At 66.9% G+C, this 15,991-nt stretch carries 14 protein-coding genes and 1 tRNA gene; 2 read left to right on the top strand and 13 right to left on the bottom strand.

Annotated features, from left to right (window positions below; all coding sequences use genetic code 11):
* Window positions 1-8: 8 nt before the first annotated feature.
* From F9288_RS07335 to F9288_RS07320, 4 genes are all read right to left on the bottom strand, one after another.
* Window positions 9-341 (bottom strand): hypothetical protein, encoded by a 333-nt coding sequence (locus F9288_RS07335; protein ID WP_174836018.1) that lies wholly within the window; start codon window positions 339-341, stop codon window positions 9-11.
* 60 nt (window positions 342-401) lie between these two features.
* On the bottom strand, window positions 402-1,730 hold the full coding sequence (locus F9288_RS07330; RefSeq protein ID WP_174836017.1) for a hypothetical protein: 1,329 nt from the start codon (window positions 1,728-1,730) through the stop codon (window positions 402-404).
* A 355-nt stretch (window positions 1,731-2,085) separates the two neighbouring features.
* The gene (locus tag F9288_RS07325) at window positions 2,086-3,213 is read right to left on the bottom strand and encodes a helix-turn-helix transcriptional regulator (RefSeq protein ID WP_174836016.1); all 1,128 of its coding nucleotides are present in this window, start codon (window positions 3,211-3,213) and stop codon (window positions 2,086-2,088) included.
* A gap of 575 nt (window positions 3,214-3,788) precedes the next feature.
* Window positions 3,789-3,879: transfer RNA gene (locus F9288_RS07320), tRNA-Ser, on the bottom strand.
* A gap of 101 nt (window positions 3,880-3,980) precedes the next feature.
* Here F9288_RS07320 and F9288_RS07315 point away from each other — a divergent pair.
* Window positions 3,981-4,937 (top strand): peptidylprolyl isomerase, encoded by a 957-nt coding sequence (locus F9288_RS07315; RefSeq protein ID WP_174836015.1) that lies wholly within the window; start codon window positions 3,981-3,983, stop codon window positions 4,935-4,937.
* Between the two features lie 4 nt (window positions 4,938-4,941).
* Here the strand turns inward: F9288_RS07315 and F9288_RS07310 are convergent, their stop codons facing one another.
* The 7 genes from F9288_RS07310 to F9288_RS07280 form a co-directional block, all read right to left on the bottom strand.
* Complete coding sequence (locus F9288_RS07310) at window positions 4,942-5,523, bottom strand: ABC-type transport auxiliary lipoprotein family protein (protein ID WP_174836014.1); 582 nt, start codon at window positions 5,521-5,523, stop codon at window positions 4,942-4,944.
* Window positions 5,524-5,531: 8 nt separating this feature from the next.
* Window positions 5,532-6,497 (bottom strand): MlaD family protein, encoded by a 966-nt coding sequence (locus F9288_RS07305; RefSeq protein ID WP_174836013.1) that lies wholly within the window; start codon window positions 6,495-6,497, stop codon window positions 5,532-5,534.
* The gene (locus F9288_RS07300) at window positions 6,497-7,315 is read right to left on the bottom strand and encodes an ABC transporter ATP-binding protein (RefSeq protein ID WP_174836012.1); all 819 of its coding nucleotides are present in this window, start codon (window positions 7,313-7,315) and stop codon (window positions 6,497-6,499) included. Before F9288_RS07300 ends, F9288_RS07305 begins: the two co-directional genes overlap by 1 nt.
* A complete protein-coding gene (locus F9288_RS07295; protein ID WP_174838942.1) occupies window positions 7,315-8,412 on the bottom strand; it encodes an ABC transporter permease in 1,098 nt (365 codons plus the stop codon). Before F9288_RS07295 ends, F9288_RS07300 begins: the two co-directional genes overlap by 1 nt.
* Before the next feature lie 55 nt (window positions 8,413-8,467).
* Window positions 8,468-9,733, bottom strand: a complete 1,266-nt coding sequence (locus tag F9288_RS07290) for a DUF445 domain-containing protein (protein WP_254621117.1) — start codon at window positions 9,731-9,733, stop codon at window positions 8,468-8,470.
* A 78-nt stretch (window positions 9,734-9,811) separates the two neighbouring features.
* Window positions 9,812-13,027, bottom strand: coding sequence for an efflux RND transporter permease subunit (locus F9288_RS07285; protein ID WP_174836011.1), 3,216 nt, complete (start codon window positions 13,025-13,027; stop codon window positions 9,812-9,814).
* Between the two features lie 8 nt (window positions 13,028-13,035).
* Window positions 13,036-14,208 carry an efflux RND transporter periplasmic adaptor subunit gene (locus tag F9288_RS07280; RefSeq protein ID WP_174836010.1) on the bottom strand — a complete coding sequence of 391 codons (1,173 nt, stop codon included), beginning with the start codon at window positions 14,206-14,208 and terminating at the stop codon, window positions 13,036-13,038.
* Window positions 14,209-14,407: 199 nt separating this feature from the next.
* On the opposite strand from F9288_RS07280, the gene F9288_RS07275 reads away from it, so the two are divergent.
* Window positions 14,408-15,121 carry an SIMPL domain-containing protein gene (locus F9288_RS07275; RefSeq protein ID WP_174836009.1) on the top strand — a complete coding sequence of 238 codons (714 nt, stop codon included), beginning with the start codon at window positions 14,408-14,410 and terminating at the stop codon, window positions 15,119-15,121.
* 56 nt (window positions 15,122-15,177) lie between these two features.
* Here F9288_RS07275 and F9288_RS07270 read toward each other — a convergent pair whose 3' ends face one another.
* Together F9288_RS07270 and F9288_RS07265 are read right to left on the bottom strand one after the other, a co-directional pair.
* A complete protein-coding gene (locus tag F9288_RS07270) occupies window positions 15,178-15,435 on the bottom strand; it encodes a GlsB/YeaQ/YmgE family stress response membrane protein (RefSeq protein ID WP_174836008.1) in 258 nt (85 codons plus the stop codon).
* 241 nt (window positions 15,436-15,676) lie between these two features.
* Window positions 15,677-15,976 carry a DUF1153 domain-containing protein gene (locus tag F9288_RS07265; protein WP_174836007.1) on the bottom strand — a complete coding sequence of 100 codons (300 nt, stop codon included), beginning with the start codon at window positions 15,974-15,976 and terminating at the stop codon, window positions 15,677-15,679.
* Window positions 15,977-15,991 lie beyond the last annotated feature (15 nt).

Below are 15,991 nucleotides of genomic sequence, written 5' to 3'. Positions count from 1 at the left end.
CGCCCCCGTCAGTTCCGGGGGGCGAGCGAGATGGTGACGTTCATCGCGCTGTTGATCGCGACATTGTTGCCGCTGTTGACGTTGATCACCGCCAGCCCGGAAATGTTCTGGAAGGCGTTGTCGCCGATCCGCACGGCGCCCGTGACGGAATTGCCCGTCACGCTGTTGTTGCTGACATTGTTGGTCTGGTTGGCGAAGGCGGCCTGGCCGATATCCTCGCGGCCCGCGACGGCTTTCAACGTGTCGTCGTTCATCGGCGCCGCGTCGAAGGCGGTCTGGGCAAGCGCGGAAGCCGGAGCCACCGACACGATGACCGCAAGGGCGAAAGCAAGTCTGGACATGCTATCCTCCGCTCGATCGAAAGAATGGGCCGGCGACGGTCGCCGCCGGCCCCTGGCACCTCAGTGGATCGCGATATCGCGGGTCGAAACCGCGACACTGACGGAGGAAGCCTGCGAGGCGCCCACGCCGGTGTTCTGGTTGATCGACTGGATACCGGCGAAGTTCTGGAACGAACTGCCCTCGATCGACAGGTGGTTGTCGGCCGACGCCGCCTGCCCGCCCATGCCGGAGAAGGAGACCTTCACGCCGGACACCGAGTTGGACAGGTTGGCGCTCGCCACCAGCGCGCCGTCACCGAAAGCGAACGTCGGCGCGACGCTGTTCGTCGCCGCATAGCTGACGGACGTGTTGCCGCTGTTGTTGCCGCTGTCGGCCACGCTCACCGAATTATCGGTGTTGGTGGTCTCGTTGTTGTTGAACGTGCGCTGGTCGTTCTCGTTCTTGGTCAACGACGTGTTGGTGGTCTCGTTGTTGTTGAACGTGCGCTGATCGTTCTCGTTCTTCGTCAGGTTTGTCGTGGTGTTGCTGGTGTTGCCACTGGCCACCGTGTTGCCGCTGGCCACCGTGTTCCCGCTCGCCGTGGTGTTGTTGCTGGCGAGATTGTTGGTCTTGGTGTTTGTCGAATTGTCGGTGTTGTTGCTCGCCACCGTGTTCCCGCTGGCGGTCGTATTGCCGCTGGCGACCGTCGCGGTCTTGGTGTTGGTCGAATTGTCGGTGTTGGTGTTGCCGCTGCCGACCGAATTGCCGCTGGCGGTGGTGTTGCCGCTCGCAAGGTTCGTGGTCTTGGTGTTGGTCGAACTGTCGGTGGCGGTGTTGCCGCTCGCGATCGTGTTCGTTTTGGTGTTGGTCGAATTGTCGGTGGCGGTGTTGCCGCTGCCGACCGAATTACCGCTTGCCGTGGTGTTGCCGCTGGCGAGGTTCGTGGTCTTGGTGTTGGTCGAATTGTCCGTGTTGCCGCTGTCGATGGTGGCGGTCTTGGTGTTGGTCGAATTGTCGGTGTTGGTGGCGGTGTTGCCGCTGCCGACCGAGTTGCCGCTCGCCGTGGTGTTGCCGCTGGCGAGGTTCGTGGTCTTGGTGTTGGTCGAATTGTCGGTCGCCGTGTTGCCGCTGGCGATCGTGTCGGTCCTGGTGTTCGTCGAGCTGTCGCTCGCGCTGTTGCCGCTCGCGAGATTGGTGTTCAGGTTCGCGTTGGTCGTCGAGTTGTTGGTCGTGCTGGAGTTGCCGACATTGCTGCCCGAGGTGTTGCCACTATCGGAAATGTCGCCGGTGGCGAGGCTGCCTTGATTGGCGGCCGATGTGCCGGCGCCTGCGGTTCCGTCGGCGAATGCCGGCGCGCCAATCAGCAACAGGGCTGCCGCAGAAGTCGAGATCAAGAGCTTGGTTTTCATTGCTATCACTCCCAATGATGCTTCGTCGCTTCAGCGAAAGGGTTCATTGACGCCTGTCGACCTATGCCGAGGTGCCCCCGAGTCGCCTGTCCTCAACGGACATGCTTTTGGTAATTCCCCGACCCCGCCGGAGCCTCCCTCGAAGTCGGGGAAATGCGCACCTTCAAATGGGGATATGGACACCCCTCAAATGGGGGCTGTCCTGAAAAGGGACAGATGCGCGGCCGCCGCTATGTCACGAAAGTGAAGCGATTTTTCGAAAAACGCGAAAAGCCCCGACTCCATATCGGAATCGGGCCTTGGAAGGCTTTCGCGGGGCGGCAAGGCGGCCCTCCGGACCGCCGCCGCGGGCATCTCAGACGAATGCTTCGGGTGATGTCTGCGTGACGATCCGGCCACTGCTGCACAGGAGCAGCCGGACGAGATCGGTCTGCCGGTGCGTGGCGGTCTTGGCGAATATCTGCTTGAGATAGGTGCGCGCGGTCGGGTCCTTGATGCGCATCGTCCTCGCCGCCTCGCTCAGCGTCATGCCAGTTGCGAGATGGCAGGCGAGACGCGCTTCCACCTTCGACAGTTCGTAAAGCTGGCAGATCGGCTCCAGGAACTCGGGATGCTCCAGCGTCGGATCGAACAGATAGAGTATGACGGCCGGATCGCCCGGCATCTCCGCCGTCTCCTTCGCCGGGACCAGCGCGGCGATGAGCGGCCGGCGACCCTCCTCGCGCGGGATCTTCATCACCGCACTGCCGCGCCCGTTGCCCATCCGGCCCGGCCGGCCGTTCTCCGCGATCGCATGTTCCAGCGCGATCTGGAAGCGCGCGGCGGCGCGCAGCGAGGTTGGCGTCGGCCCGCGCCCGCCCATGCGCAAGCCGTCCTGCGCTTCGACGATATCGGTCGCCGCCTTGTTCGACAGGATCATCCGGCCCTCGCGGCTGAACAGGATGATCGCCACCTCGCTGTTGTCGAGCACGCCGCGCATTCCGTCGAAGCTGCGCGTCATCGTCTCGAGTTCCGCGAGGGTCTTCAGGTGAAGCTGGAGCAGCGGAAAGAAAAGACCCACGCAATGCTCTATGGCCCGCCGGTCGGCTGCATCCTTCTGACGATCGAAGGACAGGACGAAATAATAGGACAGCCGGGACGATTCATCCCAGCGTGAAACCAGGATAGGGGCGTGCGCTTCCCCCGCCCAGAAAAGCGGCTCGTCACAATCGAAGGAATCGAGGTGGGCCGATAACTCATCCTTGAGGTCGCCGGCCAATTGGTTGGCATCAATCGTGCGCGAATCCGCCCGGCGCACATAGGCCGTCACGATCCTGTCCTCCGCCTGCGCCGGTGACGCGAGCAGAAACGCCGCCGCGGCTCCGATGGACTCGGCAAAACGCCGGAGCACCTGATCCAGCAAACTGGAAGTATCAAAACCGAAGGGGCCGACGACGACATCGCTGATCTGGACGACATCTTCGCGAAAGCTGCGATTGAACACGATTGCCCTCCAAGAAGCGAAAAGCCGGTTCATACGAAACATAAACCGGCAGCAAACAAACCTGATCATCTAGCTGATGCAGGACGACCAAGCGTTCACCTCACAAATATGAAGTGAACTTTTCGCGACTCGAATGAGGACTATTGTCTCAGATCAATCCCCTGATTTTCCCCAAACCAAAGGGATGATTAACAAATCCTAAATGCATGGTTAATGCAATCAGAAAATTGCTTACACACAAAATATATAAAAATCCTTTTATAATCAATAAGATAATATAGGTTTCGTGTTAAATTTCGTGGCCGTTGAAATATCGATCTCCTCCACCTTCCAACGACTCGCCAGTTAAACCGCATCGCCTCGCGCACACCACGCTCGAACAGCAAATCCTCGACAGCACGCAGCATCGGCGGGAACCGAAGCCACATCACACCACCAAGCAGATCACCTCAGCCGACGAGTTGAAATGACAAAACGGACTGAGACGGACGCTTCCCGATTTCCGGCTCATTCCCGCACGGCATCAGCCGAGTTCCACCGATGCTTCGTTGCTCGGACAGCCCGGTTGACTGAAGTGGCGGAGCGGGAGGGATTCGAACCCTCGATACGGTTTTGCCGTATACTCACTTTCCAGGCGAGCGCCTTCGACCACTCGGCCACCGCTCCGCATGCTCTGGAGGGCGACGCACTAGGCCGGGGCGGCGCGGGACGCAAGCTCTTGCCGTTCGCGATTGCGCGCCGTATCAAGAGACGGCAGCATCGGCCGCATGATCGCGACCATCCTCACGCTGCTTGGCATGGCGCTGGCGCCGGCCACCGCCGCTCCCGCGCCTTCCGAAATCGCCGCCGCCGCGCCCGCGCGGGACTGGCGCGCGATCGCGGAGAGCGATCTGCTGGTGATGGACCTCGCGCCCGATCGCGCCGGCCGCCCGCGCCGCGTGGTGATCCAGCTCATGCCCGCGCCTTTCTCGCAGGCATGGATCGGCAATATCCGCCGCCTCGCCGCCGCGCATTGGTGGGACGGGGCAGCGATCAATCGCGTACAGGACGATTATGTCGCGCAATGGGGCGGCGACACCGCGAAGCATCCGGTCCCGCCCGGCCTCGCCGCCACCACGCAGGCGGACTATGCCACCGATCTCGGCCGCACCGCGATCGACGGCGGGCTGTTGCGCGAGGCGGCGAGGCGGCGCATCGTGGGGCGCGTGGCGACGGCGGGGCGCGATGCCTATGCGCCGCTGACCTTCACCTGGCGCGGCTGGCCCGTCGCCGCCGGGCGATCGGCCGCCAGCGGCGCGACGACCGCGTGGCCGGTGCATTGCTACGGCATGGTCGGGGTCGGGCGCGACATGCCGCCGGATGCGGGGAGCGGCGCGGAGCTATATGCGGTGATCGGCCATGCGCCGCGCCATCTCGACCGCAATATCGCGCTGATCGGCCGGGTGATCGAGGGGATCGAGCTGCTCTCGGCGCTGCCGCGCGGCACGGAGGCGCTCGGCATGTACGCCAGCGCGGCGGAGCGGGTGCCGATCGTCGCAATCCGCATGGCGAGCGAGCTGCCGGCGGCGGAGCGCCCGCGCTACGAATATCTCGCGACGGAAAGCGACAGTTTCGCGCGCTACGCCGATGCGCGGGCCAATCGCCGCGACGGCTTCTTCATCCGGCCGGCGGGCGGCGCGGACATCTGCAACGTGCCCACGCCGGTGCGCCGCGCCGCGCGATAGCGCGCTACTTGCCGATCCAGTCCGCCACTTCCGCCGCGACCTGGTTCGCGCCGGTGTTGAGCGCGCGGCCGGCCGAGGCGGCGTCGATCCGCGCGATCGGCACGCGCGCCTCGAAACGCCGCTTCTCCACCTTGCCGCCATTGTCGCGCACCAGCGCCGCGTCGAAGGTGACGACCGCGCTCGACGAGGCGGCGTCGACGCCGAAATTGCGCAGCTCGCCGCCGATCCGCGCGCCGGGATCGCCGAACGACTGCGCCGCGCCGAGCACGACCCGCCCGGTGCGCGCCGCGATCGTGTCAGACAGCAGCCGCGCGAACAGCCGCTGCGGCGCCTCCACCCACAAGGCGTCCTTGACATAGGCGACCGAGGTCGGCGTCGCCTGTACCGGCACGCGCGCGGTGGCGAGCGCCTGCGGCACGACCGGCACGCTGATCGTCACCGTCTTCGCGCTGGAAGCATCCTGCTCCTGCCCCGGCTTCACCTGCTCGGCGGCGGTGAGATCGAGCAGCGAGGGCGGCGGCTTCGCCGCGAAGCTGACGCAGCCGGCAAGCGGCAGCGCCGCCAGGAAAATCGCAAGTCGCTTCATCGTCCGCCTCATTTGCCGGGCTTATAGTCTGGGAGCCGCTGCCGGCCGATCAGCGAGCCGGCACCGTTGCGATCGACCTTCTCCGCCACCGAGGAAAGCGCGGCGGCCATGTTGCGCAGGTCGTGGACGAGCTGGCTGACCTCCGGCAGGGTTTCCTTCGAGAAGGTCTGCAACCCCGGCCGCGCGTCGCCGATCGCGGCGTTGAGCGTGTCCGCGCTCGCCTGCGCCGATTTGATCGCGGCGTTGAGGTTGGTCATCGCCGGCTTCACGTCCTCCGAGATCAGGCCGTTGGTGGTCGCGGCGAGATCGCCGATCTTCTGCGCCGCGTCGCCCGCCTGCTGCACCGCGACCCGCGTCTGCGCCAGCGTGGCCGCGATCTCCGGCCCGCGATCGGCGAGCGCGTGGGTCAGCCGGTTGGTGTTGTCGAGGATGCCGGCGATCGACGCCTGGTTCTTGTCGGAGACGAGGCCGGTCAGCTTCTCGGTGAGCGTCGAGAGCCGCTCGAGCAATTGCGGCGCGGAATTGAGGATCGCGCCCAGCCCGCCCGTGCGCGTCGGGATCACCGGCACGCCATAGGGGCATTCGTTGGCGGCGTCGTTCGCCGGGCAGGTGATCGGCGGCGCGCCCTTCACCGCGCCGTCGAGGCTCACCGTGCTGGTGCCGGTGAAGCTGCCCTGGATCGTCGCGGTGGTGCCCTGGAGGATCGGCGTGTCCTCGTTGAGGCTGACGCGGACGCGGACGAATTGCGGATCGTTCTTCCAGAGCTGGATCAGCTTCACCTGCCCGGAAGGGACGCCGGAATAGGTGACGGTCGATCCCTTCGCGAGGCCGTCGACCGATTGCTTGAAGAAGATATCATATTCCTTTTCGGTCGCGCCGCCCAGCCGCGCGATCCACACCGTGAACAGCGCCAGCACCGCGAGCAGGATCAGCACGACCGATCCCACCAGGACGTGGTTGGAGCGAGTTTCCATCAGTCAGCCCCTGCCTTTTCGCGCGCGACGTCCGCCTCGCGCGTCGCCACCGCCGCCCGGCCGCGCGGGCCGTTGAAATATTCCTGTATCCACGGATGATCCAACGCCAGCAGCTCGGGAATGGTGCCGACCGCGATCACCTTCTTGTCCGCCAGCACCGCCACCCGGTCACAGATCGCGTAGAGCGTGTCGAGATCGTGGGTGATGAGGAACACGGTGAGCCCCATCGTCTGCTGGAGCGACTGGGTCAGCTCGTCGAACCCGGCCGCGCCGATCGGGTCCAGCCCGGCGGTCGGCTCGTCGAGGAACAACAGTTCGGGATCGAGCGCCAGCGCGCGGGCGAGGCCGGCACGCTTCCTCATCCCGCCGGACAGCTCCGACGGATATTTCGGCCCGGCCTCCGCCGGCAGCCCGCTCATCACCACCTTGTAAGAGGCGATCTCGTCGAGCAGCGCCATGTCGAGGTCGGGATAGAATTCGCGGATCGGCACCTGCACGTTCTCCGCCACCGTCAGGGTGGAGAACAGCGCGCCGCCCTGGAACAGGACGCCCCAGCGCTTGCGGATCTCGATCGCCTCGGTTTCCTCGCGGCCGCTGGTCGGCTCGCCGAACACGGTGATCTCGCCCTCGTCCGCGGGCTGGAGGCCGATGATCGCGCGCATCAGCACCGACTTGCCGGTACCGGAGCCGCCGACCACGCCGAGGATCTCGCCGCGCCGCACGTCGAGATTCAGCCCGTCGTGGATCACCTGATCGCCGAAGCTGGTGCGCAGGTTGCGCACGCGGATGATGACATCGTCGTCCTCGCCCCCCGCCATCAGTTCCACCCCACAGAGGTGAAGAACACCGCGAAGAACGCGTCGAGCACGATCACCAGGAAGATCGCCTGCACCACCGCCGCCGTGGTGCGCTTGCCGACTTGCTCGGCGTCGCCCTCCACCTGCATCCCTTGGAAGCAGCCGGCCATGGCGATGATCGCGCCGAACACCGGCGCCTTGACCAGCCCGACATACAGATCGGTGATCGGCACCACTTCCCTGATGCGCCCGACATAGGTGACTGGCGGGATACCGAGATTGATCCAGCAGAGCAGCCCGCCGCCGATGATCGCCACCAGCGAGGAATAGAAGCCCAGCAGCGGCATCAGCACGATCGCCGCGGTGGTGCGCGGCAGGACGAGCGCCTCCATCGGGGAAACGCCGATCGTGCGCATCGCGTCGATCTCCTCGGTCAGCCTCATCGTGCCGATCTGCGCGGCGAAGGCCGAGCCGGAGCGACCCGCGACCATGATCGCCGTCATCAGCACGCCCAGCTCGCGCAGGGTGATGCGACCGATCAGGTTGACCGTCAGCACCTCCGCGCCGAACTGGCGGAGCTGCACCGCCCCCTGCTGCGCGATGACGATGCCGATCAGGAAACTCATCAACCCGATGATGCCGAGCGCCGAGACACCGACCACCTCGAAATGCTGCACCGTGGCGTTGAAGCGGAAGCGGCGCGGATGGCGGATGACGCTGCCCAGCGCGATCACCGTCGCGCCGAGGAAGCCGAGCAGGCCGAGCAGCGTGTTGCCGGCGGTGACGGTCGCGGTGCCGATCTCGCCGAGCACGCGGGTGAAGGGACTGAGATATTGCGGCCGCATCGCGACTGGCTGGTCCGCGCCCTCGACATGCTGGAGCAGCCGGGCGCGCTCGTCGTCCAGCCCCTCGATCGTCGCGTCATGCTCGCGCGCGAAGCGATGGACCACCCAGGCGCCGATCGTGTCGATGCGGTCAATCCCGGAAAGGTCGAGCCGCCGCACCTCGCCGTCGCGCTCGCGCAGCCGCTGCGGCAGGTCGCCGAGCTTCGCCAGCGACAGGTCGCCGGTGAAGCGCAGGGTGTCGCCGTCCTCGCTGAAATCCGCCGCCGCGCCCATCATCCGCTTCCTTGCGGGAAACTTCCCATAACGGCAAGCAGTTCGCGCCGGTTCCTCATAGCGCGACATCCACCGCGTGGATCACCAGCCCGACCATCCCGCCGACCAGCGTGCCGTTGATGCGGATGAACTGGAGATCCTTGCCCACCGCGTTCTCCAGCCGCCGCGTGATCGTGCGCGCATCCCAGCCACGCACCGTCTCCGACACCAGCCGGACGATCGAATCGCCATAGTCGGCCGCCGTCCCCACCGCCGCGCGGCGCGCGAAGCGGTTGAGCGTGCGTTGCAGGCGCACGTCCTGTTGCAGCGTCTCGCCCAACTGGTTGAACGCCTCGCGCAGCCGCCCGGCGAGCAGCGCCTCGGGATCGCGCGCGACACGCAGCATCGCGGCGCGTGCCTGTTCCCACAGGCCGTTGATCCAGCCCTGCATCGCCGGATTCTCCAGCAATTCCAGCTTCACCTGCTCGACACGGGCGATCATCGCCGGATCGTGCTGAAGATCATGGGCAAGCTGCACCAGCCCCTCCTCCGCCTTGCCGCGCAGAGGGTGGTCGCGGTCCTCGGCCATGTCGGTCAGCATCTTGTGAAGGCCGTCGATGATCTTGTTGGCGAGCGTCTCGTCCAGCCCGGTCCAGCGCAGGATCGAGCCGGCGCGCTCATGGACCATCGCGCGGACCAGCGGCTCGTTCGCCTCCAGTACGCGCCCCGCCCAGCGCACGATGCCGTCGAGCACCGGCAGGTGGCGATCCTCGCTGATCGCGGCGGCGAGCGCGCGGCCCAGCATCGGCGACAGTTCCAGCACACGCACCTGCTGCACCATCGCACCGCGCACCATGCCGCCCAGCCGCTCCTGATCGAGCGCCTGGAGCACCTCCACCGCGAGGCGCGAGACGCCGCGCGTCAGCCGCGATCCGCCGGCGGCGGGGTTGGTCAGCCAGCGGCCGGCGGCGCTGGCGAGGTCCATCCGCCGCATCCGCCGCGCGACCACGCCGGGGATCAGGAAATTGTCGCGCAGGAACAGCGCGAGCTGGTCGCCGATCCGGTCCTTGTTGCGCGGGATGATCGCGGTGTGCGGGATCGGCAGGCCGAGCGGGTGGCGGAACAGCGCCGTGACCGCGAACCAGTCGGCCAGCCCGCCGACCATCGCCGCTTCTGCGAAGGCGCGGACGAAGCCCCAGGCGGCATGCGCCGGCTCCAGCGCCCGCGCCAGCGCGAAGGCCGCCGCCATCGCGACCAGCATCGCCGTCGCGATCACCCGCATCCGCACCAGCCCCGCGGGCGGTCGTTCGTGGGGCGGGCGCCGGCGGACGATCAGGTTCATTGCCGAAACAATCCCCAACTGCCCGCTTTGTTCAAGTCCGCGTCGCGGAAAGCGTGCCGCCGCGTTTCCGCGCCGGGGTCATTCCGCCGGTTGCGAGCCGCCGTCCCCATAGCCGATCCGCCCGCGCGGGGCCGGCAGCGGCCCGCCGCCGGGGACGTGGTCGATCGCCGGAATTCCCTCGTCGCCGGGGCGATAGGTGAGCAGCCGGTGGCCGAGCCACGGGCCGATCCGCCGCTCGATGCCGATCGCCAGGCTGAACGACGCCGGCACGATCAGCAGCGTCAGCAACGTGGAGAGCGTGAGGCCGCCGATCACCACCACGCCCATCGGCGCGCGCCACGAGGCGTCGCCGGCCAGCGACAGCGCGGTCGGCACCATGCCGGCGACCATCGCCACGGTGGTCATCACGATCGGCTGGGCGCGCTTGTGCCCGGCGTCGATGATCGCCTCGTGCGTCGGCACGCCCTTGGCCATCTCCTCCAGCGCGAAGTCGATCAGCAGGATCGAGTTCTTGGCGACGATGCCGAGCAGCATCAGCAGCCCGATGAACACCGGCAGCGACAAGGGATTGCCCGTCACCAGCAGCGCGACCAGCCCGCCGAGCGGCGCCAGCAGCAGCGACCCCATGTTGACCAGCGGCGGCAGCAGGCGGCGATAGAGCAGCACTAGCACCGAGAAGATCAGGAAGATACCGGCCAGCACCGCGAACTGGAAATTGACCAGCATCTCGCCCTGCCATTTGGCGTTGCCGACCGTCATCCGCTGGATGCCGAGCGGCAGGTTCCGCATCGCGGGCAGCGCATCGACCTTCTTCATCGCGTCGCTCAGCACCACGCCGGAGGCGAGGTCGGCGCCGATGGTGAGCTGGCGCTGCTGGTTGAGGCGGTTGATCTTGGTCGGGCCGGAGCCGAAGCCGATGTCGGCGACCAGCGACAGCGGCACCGATCCGCCGCTCTGCGTCTGCACCGGCAGGTTCTGGATCGTCGAGATCTCGGTGCGCGCGGACTGGTCGAGCGCGACGCGGATCGGCACTTGTCGATCGGAAAGCGAGAATTTCGCGCTGTTCTGGTCGATGTCGCCGATCGTCGCGATGCGGATCGCGTTCGACAGCGCGCTGGTCGTCACGCCGACGTTGGCGGCGAGGTCGAGCCGCGGCTTGATGACGATCTCGGGCCGGTTGAGGTCGCCCGCGATGCGCGGGGCGATCAGCCCCGGCACATGCATCATCTGCGCGACGAGCCGGTCCGCCGTCTCCCGCAGCTTGACCGGATCGTCCCCGCCGAGCGTGATCGAGACGTCGCGGTTGTTGTCGCCCCAGCCGAACTGCGAGGCGAAATTGACGCGCGCGTCGGCGAACTTCGCCAGCTCGGGCGCCAGCTTGCGCTCGAACTCGGTCGACTTCATGGACTTGTGGTCCTTGAACTGCGCGCTCACCCGCGCCGTGCCGACCTGCGTGCGGCTATAGACGCTTTCCACATCCGGTTGCTTGCGCAGCAAGGCGACCACCCTGTCCACCGTCACCTGCGTCTGCTGGAGCGTCGTGCCCGGCGGCATCGTGATCGTCACCGACGAGCGATCGGAATCGTTGGCCGGCTGGAACTGCATCGGCAGCGCCATGAAGCACAGGATCGTCAGCACGAACGCCAGCGCGCCGACGCCCACCACCCATATGCGATGATCGCGGAAATAGCCGGTGACGCGGTGGAAGCCGCCGCGCGCGCGGATCATCGGCGCTTTTCCGGTGTCCAGCGTCCAGTGCAGCACGCTCATGTACATGTCCATGAGCCGCCCCTCGCCGTGCGAGGCATGGCCGAAGGAGCGCAGGAAATAGGCCGCGATCATCGGGGTGATGAGCCGCGCCACCGCGAGGCTCATCAGCACCGCGACCACCACGGTGAGGCCGAAATTCTTGAAGAACTGGCCCGAGATGCCCGGCATCAGGCCGACCGGCAGGAACACCGCGACGATCGCCATCGTCGTCGCCAGCACCGCGAGGCCGATCTCGTCCGCCGCGTCGATCGCCGCCTGATAGGCCGTCTTGCCCATGCGCATGTGGCGCACGATGTTCTCGATCTCGACGATCGCGTCGTCCACCAGCACGCCCGCCACCAGGCTGAGCGCGAGCAGCGTCATGCCGTTGAGGGTGAAGCCCAGCAGGTTCATGAACCAGAAGGCGGGGATCGCGGAAAGCGGGATCGCCAGCGCGGAGATCACCGTCGCGCGCGCATCGCGCAGGAACAGGAACACCACGAACACGGCGAGCACCGCGCCCTCGATCATCGCGTGGATCGCGCTCTTGTACTGCTCCATCGGGTATTTCGACCCGTCGTAGCGCAGCGCGAAATGCACTTGCGGGTTGCGCTGCTCCAGCGCGGCGAGTTTCTTCTGCGCCTCGCGGAAGACGGTGACGTCGGAATAGCCCTTGGCGCGCTTGAAATCGAAGCTCAGCACCGGGCGGCCGTCCACTGCGGCGGCGCTGCGCTGCTCGGCATAGAGATCGCGCACCGTGGCGACGTCGGACAGCTTCACCGTGCGCCCGTCGCCCAGCGCGATCTGCGTCTGGCCGAGTTCATAGGCATCGCGCGCGTTGCCCAGCACGCGCAACGACTGTTCCGCCCCGGCGATCTGGGAGCGGCCGCCGGCGGCGTTGAGGTTCACCTGCCGGAGCTGCTGGTTGATCTGCGTCGCGGTGAGGCCATAGGCCGCGATCTTCGCCGGATCGAGGATCACGCGGATCTCGCGGTCGACGCCGCCGTTGCGCTCGATCTTCCCCATGCCGGGGATCGACATCAGCTCCTTGGCGACCGTGTTGTCGATGTACCAGGAAAGCTGCTCGATCGTCATGTTGGTGGCGATCGCGGAATAGCTGCCGACATCGTTGTCGTTCGCCTTCACGCGGCTGATCTGCGGCTCCAGGATGCCTTCGGGCAGGTTGGAGCGGATCTGCGTGATCGCGTCGCGCACCTCGTTCACCGCGCGATCGATCGGCGTGCCGATGTCGAGCTGGACAAAGGTGACAGAGCTTCCCTCGCTGACGAAGGACTGGATCTCGTCGATCCCCTCCACCGATCGCACCGCCGCCTCGACGCGCTGGGTGACCTGCGTCTCCAGCTCGGTCGGCGCGGCGCCCGGCTGCGTGATCTCCACCGTCACCGCCGGGAAATCGATGTCCGGGTCGTCGTTGATGTCCATGCGGGCGAAACTGATGATCCCCGCGACCGTCAGCATCGTGAACAGGACGATCGCCGGGATCGGGTTGCGGATCGACCAGGCGGAGATGTTGCGAAAGCTCATGGCGCCGTTCAGCCCCCGCTCTTTTCCAGCACCGGCACGACCCGCTGGCCCGGATTGAGGAACGCGCCCGCCGAGCGCACGACATGCTCGCGCCCGGTGAGGCCGGCGGCGATGGCGACGTTTTGGTCAGTCACCGTGCCCAGCCGCACGTCGCGCCGCGACACCTTGTTGTCCGGCCCGACGATATAGACGAAATTGCCACGATCGTCGCTCATGATCGCCGATTGCGGGAGTTGCGGCTCGTTGCTCGTGCCCCCGACGAGGGTGACCGAGGCGAAGCCGCCGGGGCGAAGCGCGGGGTCATAGGAAAGCTGGACGCGCACGATGCCCTGCCGCGTCTTGGGATCGATCACCGGCGACACCTGCCACACATGGCCGGCGAAGGAGCGCGACTCGCCCACGGGGGTAACGGTGGCGCTGTCGCCGACATGGATCTTGGCGAGATCGCCCTCGGCAAGCTGCGCCTGCATCTCCATCTCGCCGTTCTTCGCCATGCGGAACAGCGTGCCCGAGCCGGAGCTGATGATCTGCCCCGCCTCCACCTGTCGCGTGAGGATCAGCCCCGGTTCCGGCGCGCGGATATCGAGCCGACGGTTGCGCGCGCCCTGCTCGGCCGCGCCGGCCTGCGCCACCTTCAGCCGCGCGGCGGCGGCGTCGCGCGTGGCGATGCGGCGCTGCACGTCGGCCTGGCTGATGAAGCCGCGCCCGACGAGCTGCTGCGCGCGCTCAAGCTCCTGCTGGGCGAGCACGAGATCGGATTTCGCCACGCCGATCTGCGCCTCCATGCTCGCGGCGGTCTGCACCTGCACCGAGCGGTCGACCGTCGCCAGCACCTGGCCCTGCTTCACCCACTGGCCCGGCTCGACCAGCACGCGCGTCACCATGCCGCCCTCGCCCGCGACGCCGACCGGCATGTCGCGCTTCGCGGCGAGCGAGCCGGTGGCGTTGATGACGCGGCCGACCGGCGCGTCGCCCGGCACGATGACGGTGACGGTGGGAGCCTGGTCGGCCGGCGACACATGCGCCGGATCGCCGCCGCGCTTCGCCCAGGCGTAGGCGGCGATCGCCAGCACCGCCGCGACCGCGACGATCACGATCCAGCGGCGGCGGCGACGCGCGTCGCGCGCCGGGCCCTCGATCGCCAGCGGCTCTCCCCCAAGACTGCCGGCCTCGTAATTCATGCGGTCCACTTCCCCGTCCCGGCGCTTTCCCGCCGCGTTTGTTCGAATATGTCGTGTATTATAGAAATAAATCACTTCCCTCAAGGGGGTGCGATGCGGCAAGGCAAGAACCCGCCATTCCCGATTTTTCGTTCATCTTCGGTTGATCGACGCCCTGCCACAACCCGCCGCAATCATTCACACGGGAGTAATGGATATCATGCGCTTGATCGTCTCTATCGCCGCCGCCGGCGCCGCGCTGGCTTCGCTGCCGGCCTTCGCGGATTCCGCGATCCCCGAGGGCACCACGCTGGACGTCACCGCGACCGGCAAGGTGACGCGCACGCCCGATATCGCGACGATCCGCGCGGGCGTCGTCACCCAGGCCGCGACCGCCGGGGCGGCACTGTCGGAGAATGCGACCCGCATGGCGCGGGTGATCCAGACGCTGAAGGCGGCCGGCATCGCCGAACGCGACATCGCGACCAGCAACGTCGGCCTCTCGCCGCAATATCGCTACCAGCAGAACGAGGCGCCGGTGATCACCGGCTATCAGGCGAGCAACACCGTTTCGGTGAAGTTCCGCGATATCGGCCGCAGCGGCGCGGCGCTCGATGCCCTGGTGAAGGCGGGCGCGAACCAGATCGACGGCCCGTCAATGTCGATCGAGAATCCCGAAAGCGCGTTTGACGAGGCGCGCGCCGACGCGGTGCGCATCGCCCGCGCCCGCGCCGAACTATACGCCAGGGCGGCCGGGCTGCGCGTCGTGCGCATCGTGTCGATCAACGAGAATGGCGAGAACGGCGGCAACCCGCCGCGCCCGGTGCCGATGATGTATGCGCGGGCGGCCGCCGCGCCGGCCGCCGATACGCAGGTGATGCCCGGCGAGACCGATCTTTCGATCAGCGTCGTGGTGCGCTTCCTGCTGCAATAACGCGCGGACGGACGGTCGCCCGGAGTGCCGGGCGACCGTCTCGCCTTACGTCGCCGTCAGCGTACCGAGCCGCGACGGACCAGATTGACGATCGCCAGCAGGACGACCGCGCCGAGCAGCGAGACGAGGAAGGAATAGACCGACAGGCCGGTCTGCCCGAAATTGCCGCCCGAGAAGATCAGGCCGCCGATGAAGGCGCCGACGATCCCGACGATGATGTTCAGGAAAATCCCCTGCTGCGCGTCGGTCCGCATGATGATGCTGGCGAGCCAACCGATGACGCCGCCGATGATGAGCCAAAGAATGATACCCATGACGTTCTCCCCTGCGGTCACCCGGCATCTCCGGGCCGCGTAAGGGGATAAACGCCGAGACCCGCTTTTGTTCCGGTTGCGCGACGACAGGGCGGCGAACGCGGCGCGGCGCCACGGGAAACCGACATGGAAAAGGCGCCGGTGCGGCGCGCCATCCTCCCCCGCTGTTGTCCGGATGCGGGAAGGGATGGCGCGGGCACCGGCGCCGTCGGCGGCCCGGCGATGCCGGGCCGGTACGATCTCAATATTTCTGCTGGCGCTCGTACAGCGACTTGTAGTGCTGGATGCGCGTCACGCGCAGGCCGGGCATGCCGGACCGGTCGATCGCGCGCTGCCAGCCGGCGAACTCCTCGACGCTCAGCCCGTAACGCTCGCACACCTCGTCGACCGTCAGCAGCCCGCCATTGACGGCGGCGACGACCTCGGCCTTGCGACGCACCACCCAGCGCGTCGTTTCGGGTGGCGGCAGCGTGTCCAGCGTGAGCGGTTCACCAAGCGGCCCGATGACCCGTGCGGGTCGAATTTTCTGGTTCTCGATCATTACTCTAACCTTCGG

This window comes from Sphingomonas sp. CL5.1 (assembly GCF_013344685.1).
Taxonomy (GTDB): Bacteria; Pseudomonadota; Alphaproteobacteria; order Sphingomonadales; family Sphingomonadaceae; genus Sphingomonas.
Note: the sequence above shows the minus strand (reverse complement) of the source record. Positions and strands in the feature narration are given on the sequence as shown.

Excerpts from the sequence above, each read along its gene's own strand:
- F9288_RS07335 (WP_174836018.1), bottom strand. The coding sequence starts at position 341 with ATGTCCAGACTTGCTTTCGCCCTTGCGGTCATCGTGTCGGTGGCTCCG.
- F9288_RS07330 (WP_174836017.1), bottom strand. The coding sequence starts at position 1,730 with ATGAAAACCAAGCTCTTGATCTCGACTTCTGCGGCAGCCCTGTTGCTG.
- F9288_RS07315 (WP_174836015.1), top strand. The coding sequence starts at position 3,981 with ATGATCGCGACCATCCTCACGCTGCTTGGCATGGCGCTGGCGCCGGCC.
- F9288_RS07310 (WP_174836014.1), bottom strand. The coding sequence starts at position 5,523 with ATGAAGCGACTTGCGATTTTCCTGGCGGCGCTGCCGCTTGCCGGCTGC.
- F9288_RS07305 (WP_174836013.1), bottom strand. The coding sequence starts at position 6,497 with ATGGAAACTCGCTCCAACCACGTCCTGGTGGGATCGGTCGTGCTGATC.
- F9288_RS07300 (WP_174836012.1), bottom strand. The coding sequence starts at position 7,315 with ATGGCGGGGGGCGAGGACGACGATGTCATCATCCGCGTGCGCAACCTG.
- F9288_RS07295 (WP_174838942.1), bottom strand. The coding sequence starts at position 8,412 with ATGGGCGCGGCGGCGGATTTCAGCGAGGACGGCGACACCCTGCGCTTC.
- F9288_RS07290 (WP_254621117.1), bottom strand. The coding sequence starts at position 9,733 with ATGAACCTGATCGTCCGCCGGCGCCCGCCCCACGAACGACCGCCCGCG.
- F9288_RS07285 (WP_174836011.1), bottom strand. The coding sequence starts at position 13,027 with ATGAGCTTTCGCAACATCTCCGCCTGGTCGATCCGCAACCCGATCCCG.
- F9288_RS07280 (WP_174836010.1), bottom strand. The coding sequence starts at position 14,208 with ATGAATTACGAGGCCGGCAGTCTTGGGGGAGAGCCGCTGGCGATCGAG.
- F9288_RS07275 (WP_174836009.1), top strand. The coding sequence starts at position 14,408 with ATGCGCTTGATCGTCTCTATCGCCGCCGCCGGCGCCGCGCTGGCTTCG.
- F9288_RS07270 (WP_174836008.1), bottom strand. The coding sequence starts at position 15,435 with ATGGGTATCATTCTTTGGCTCATCATCGGCGGCGTCATCGGTTGGCTC.
- F9288_RS07265 (WP_174836007.1), bottom strand. The coding sequence starts at position 15,976 with ATGATCGAGAACCAGAAAATTCGACCCGCACGGGTCATCGGGCCGCTT.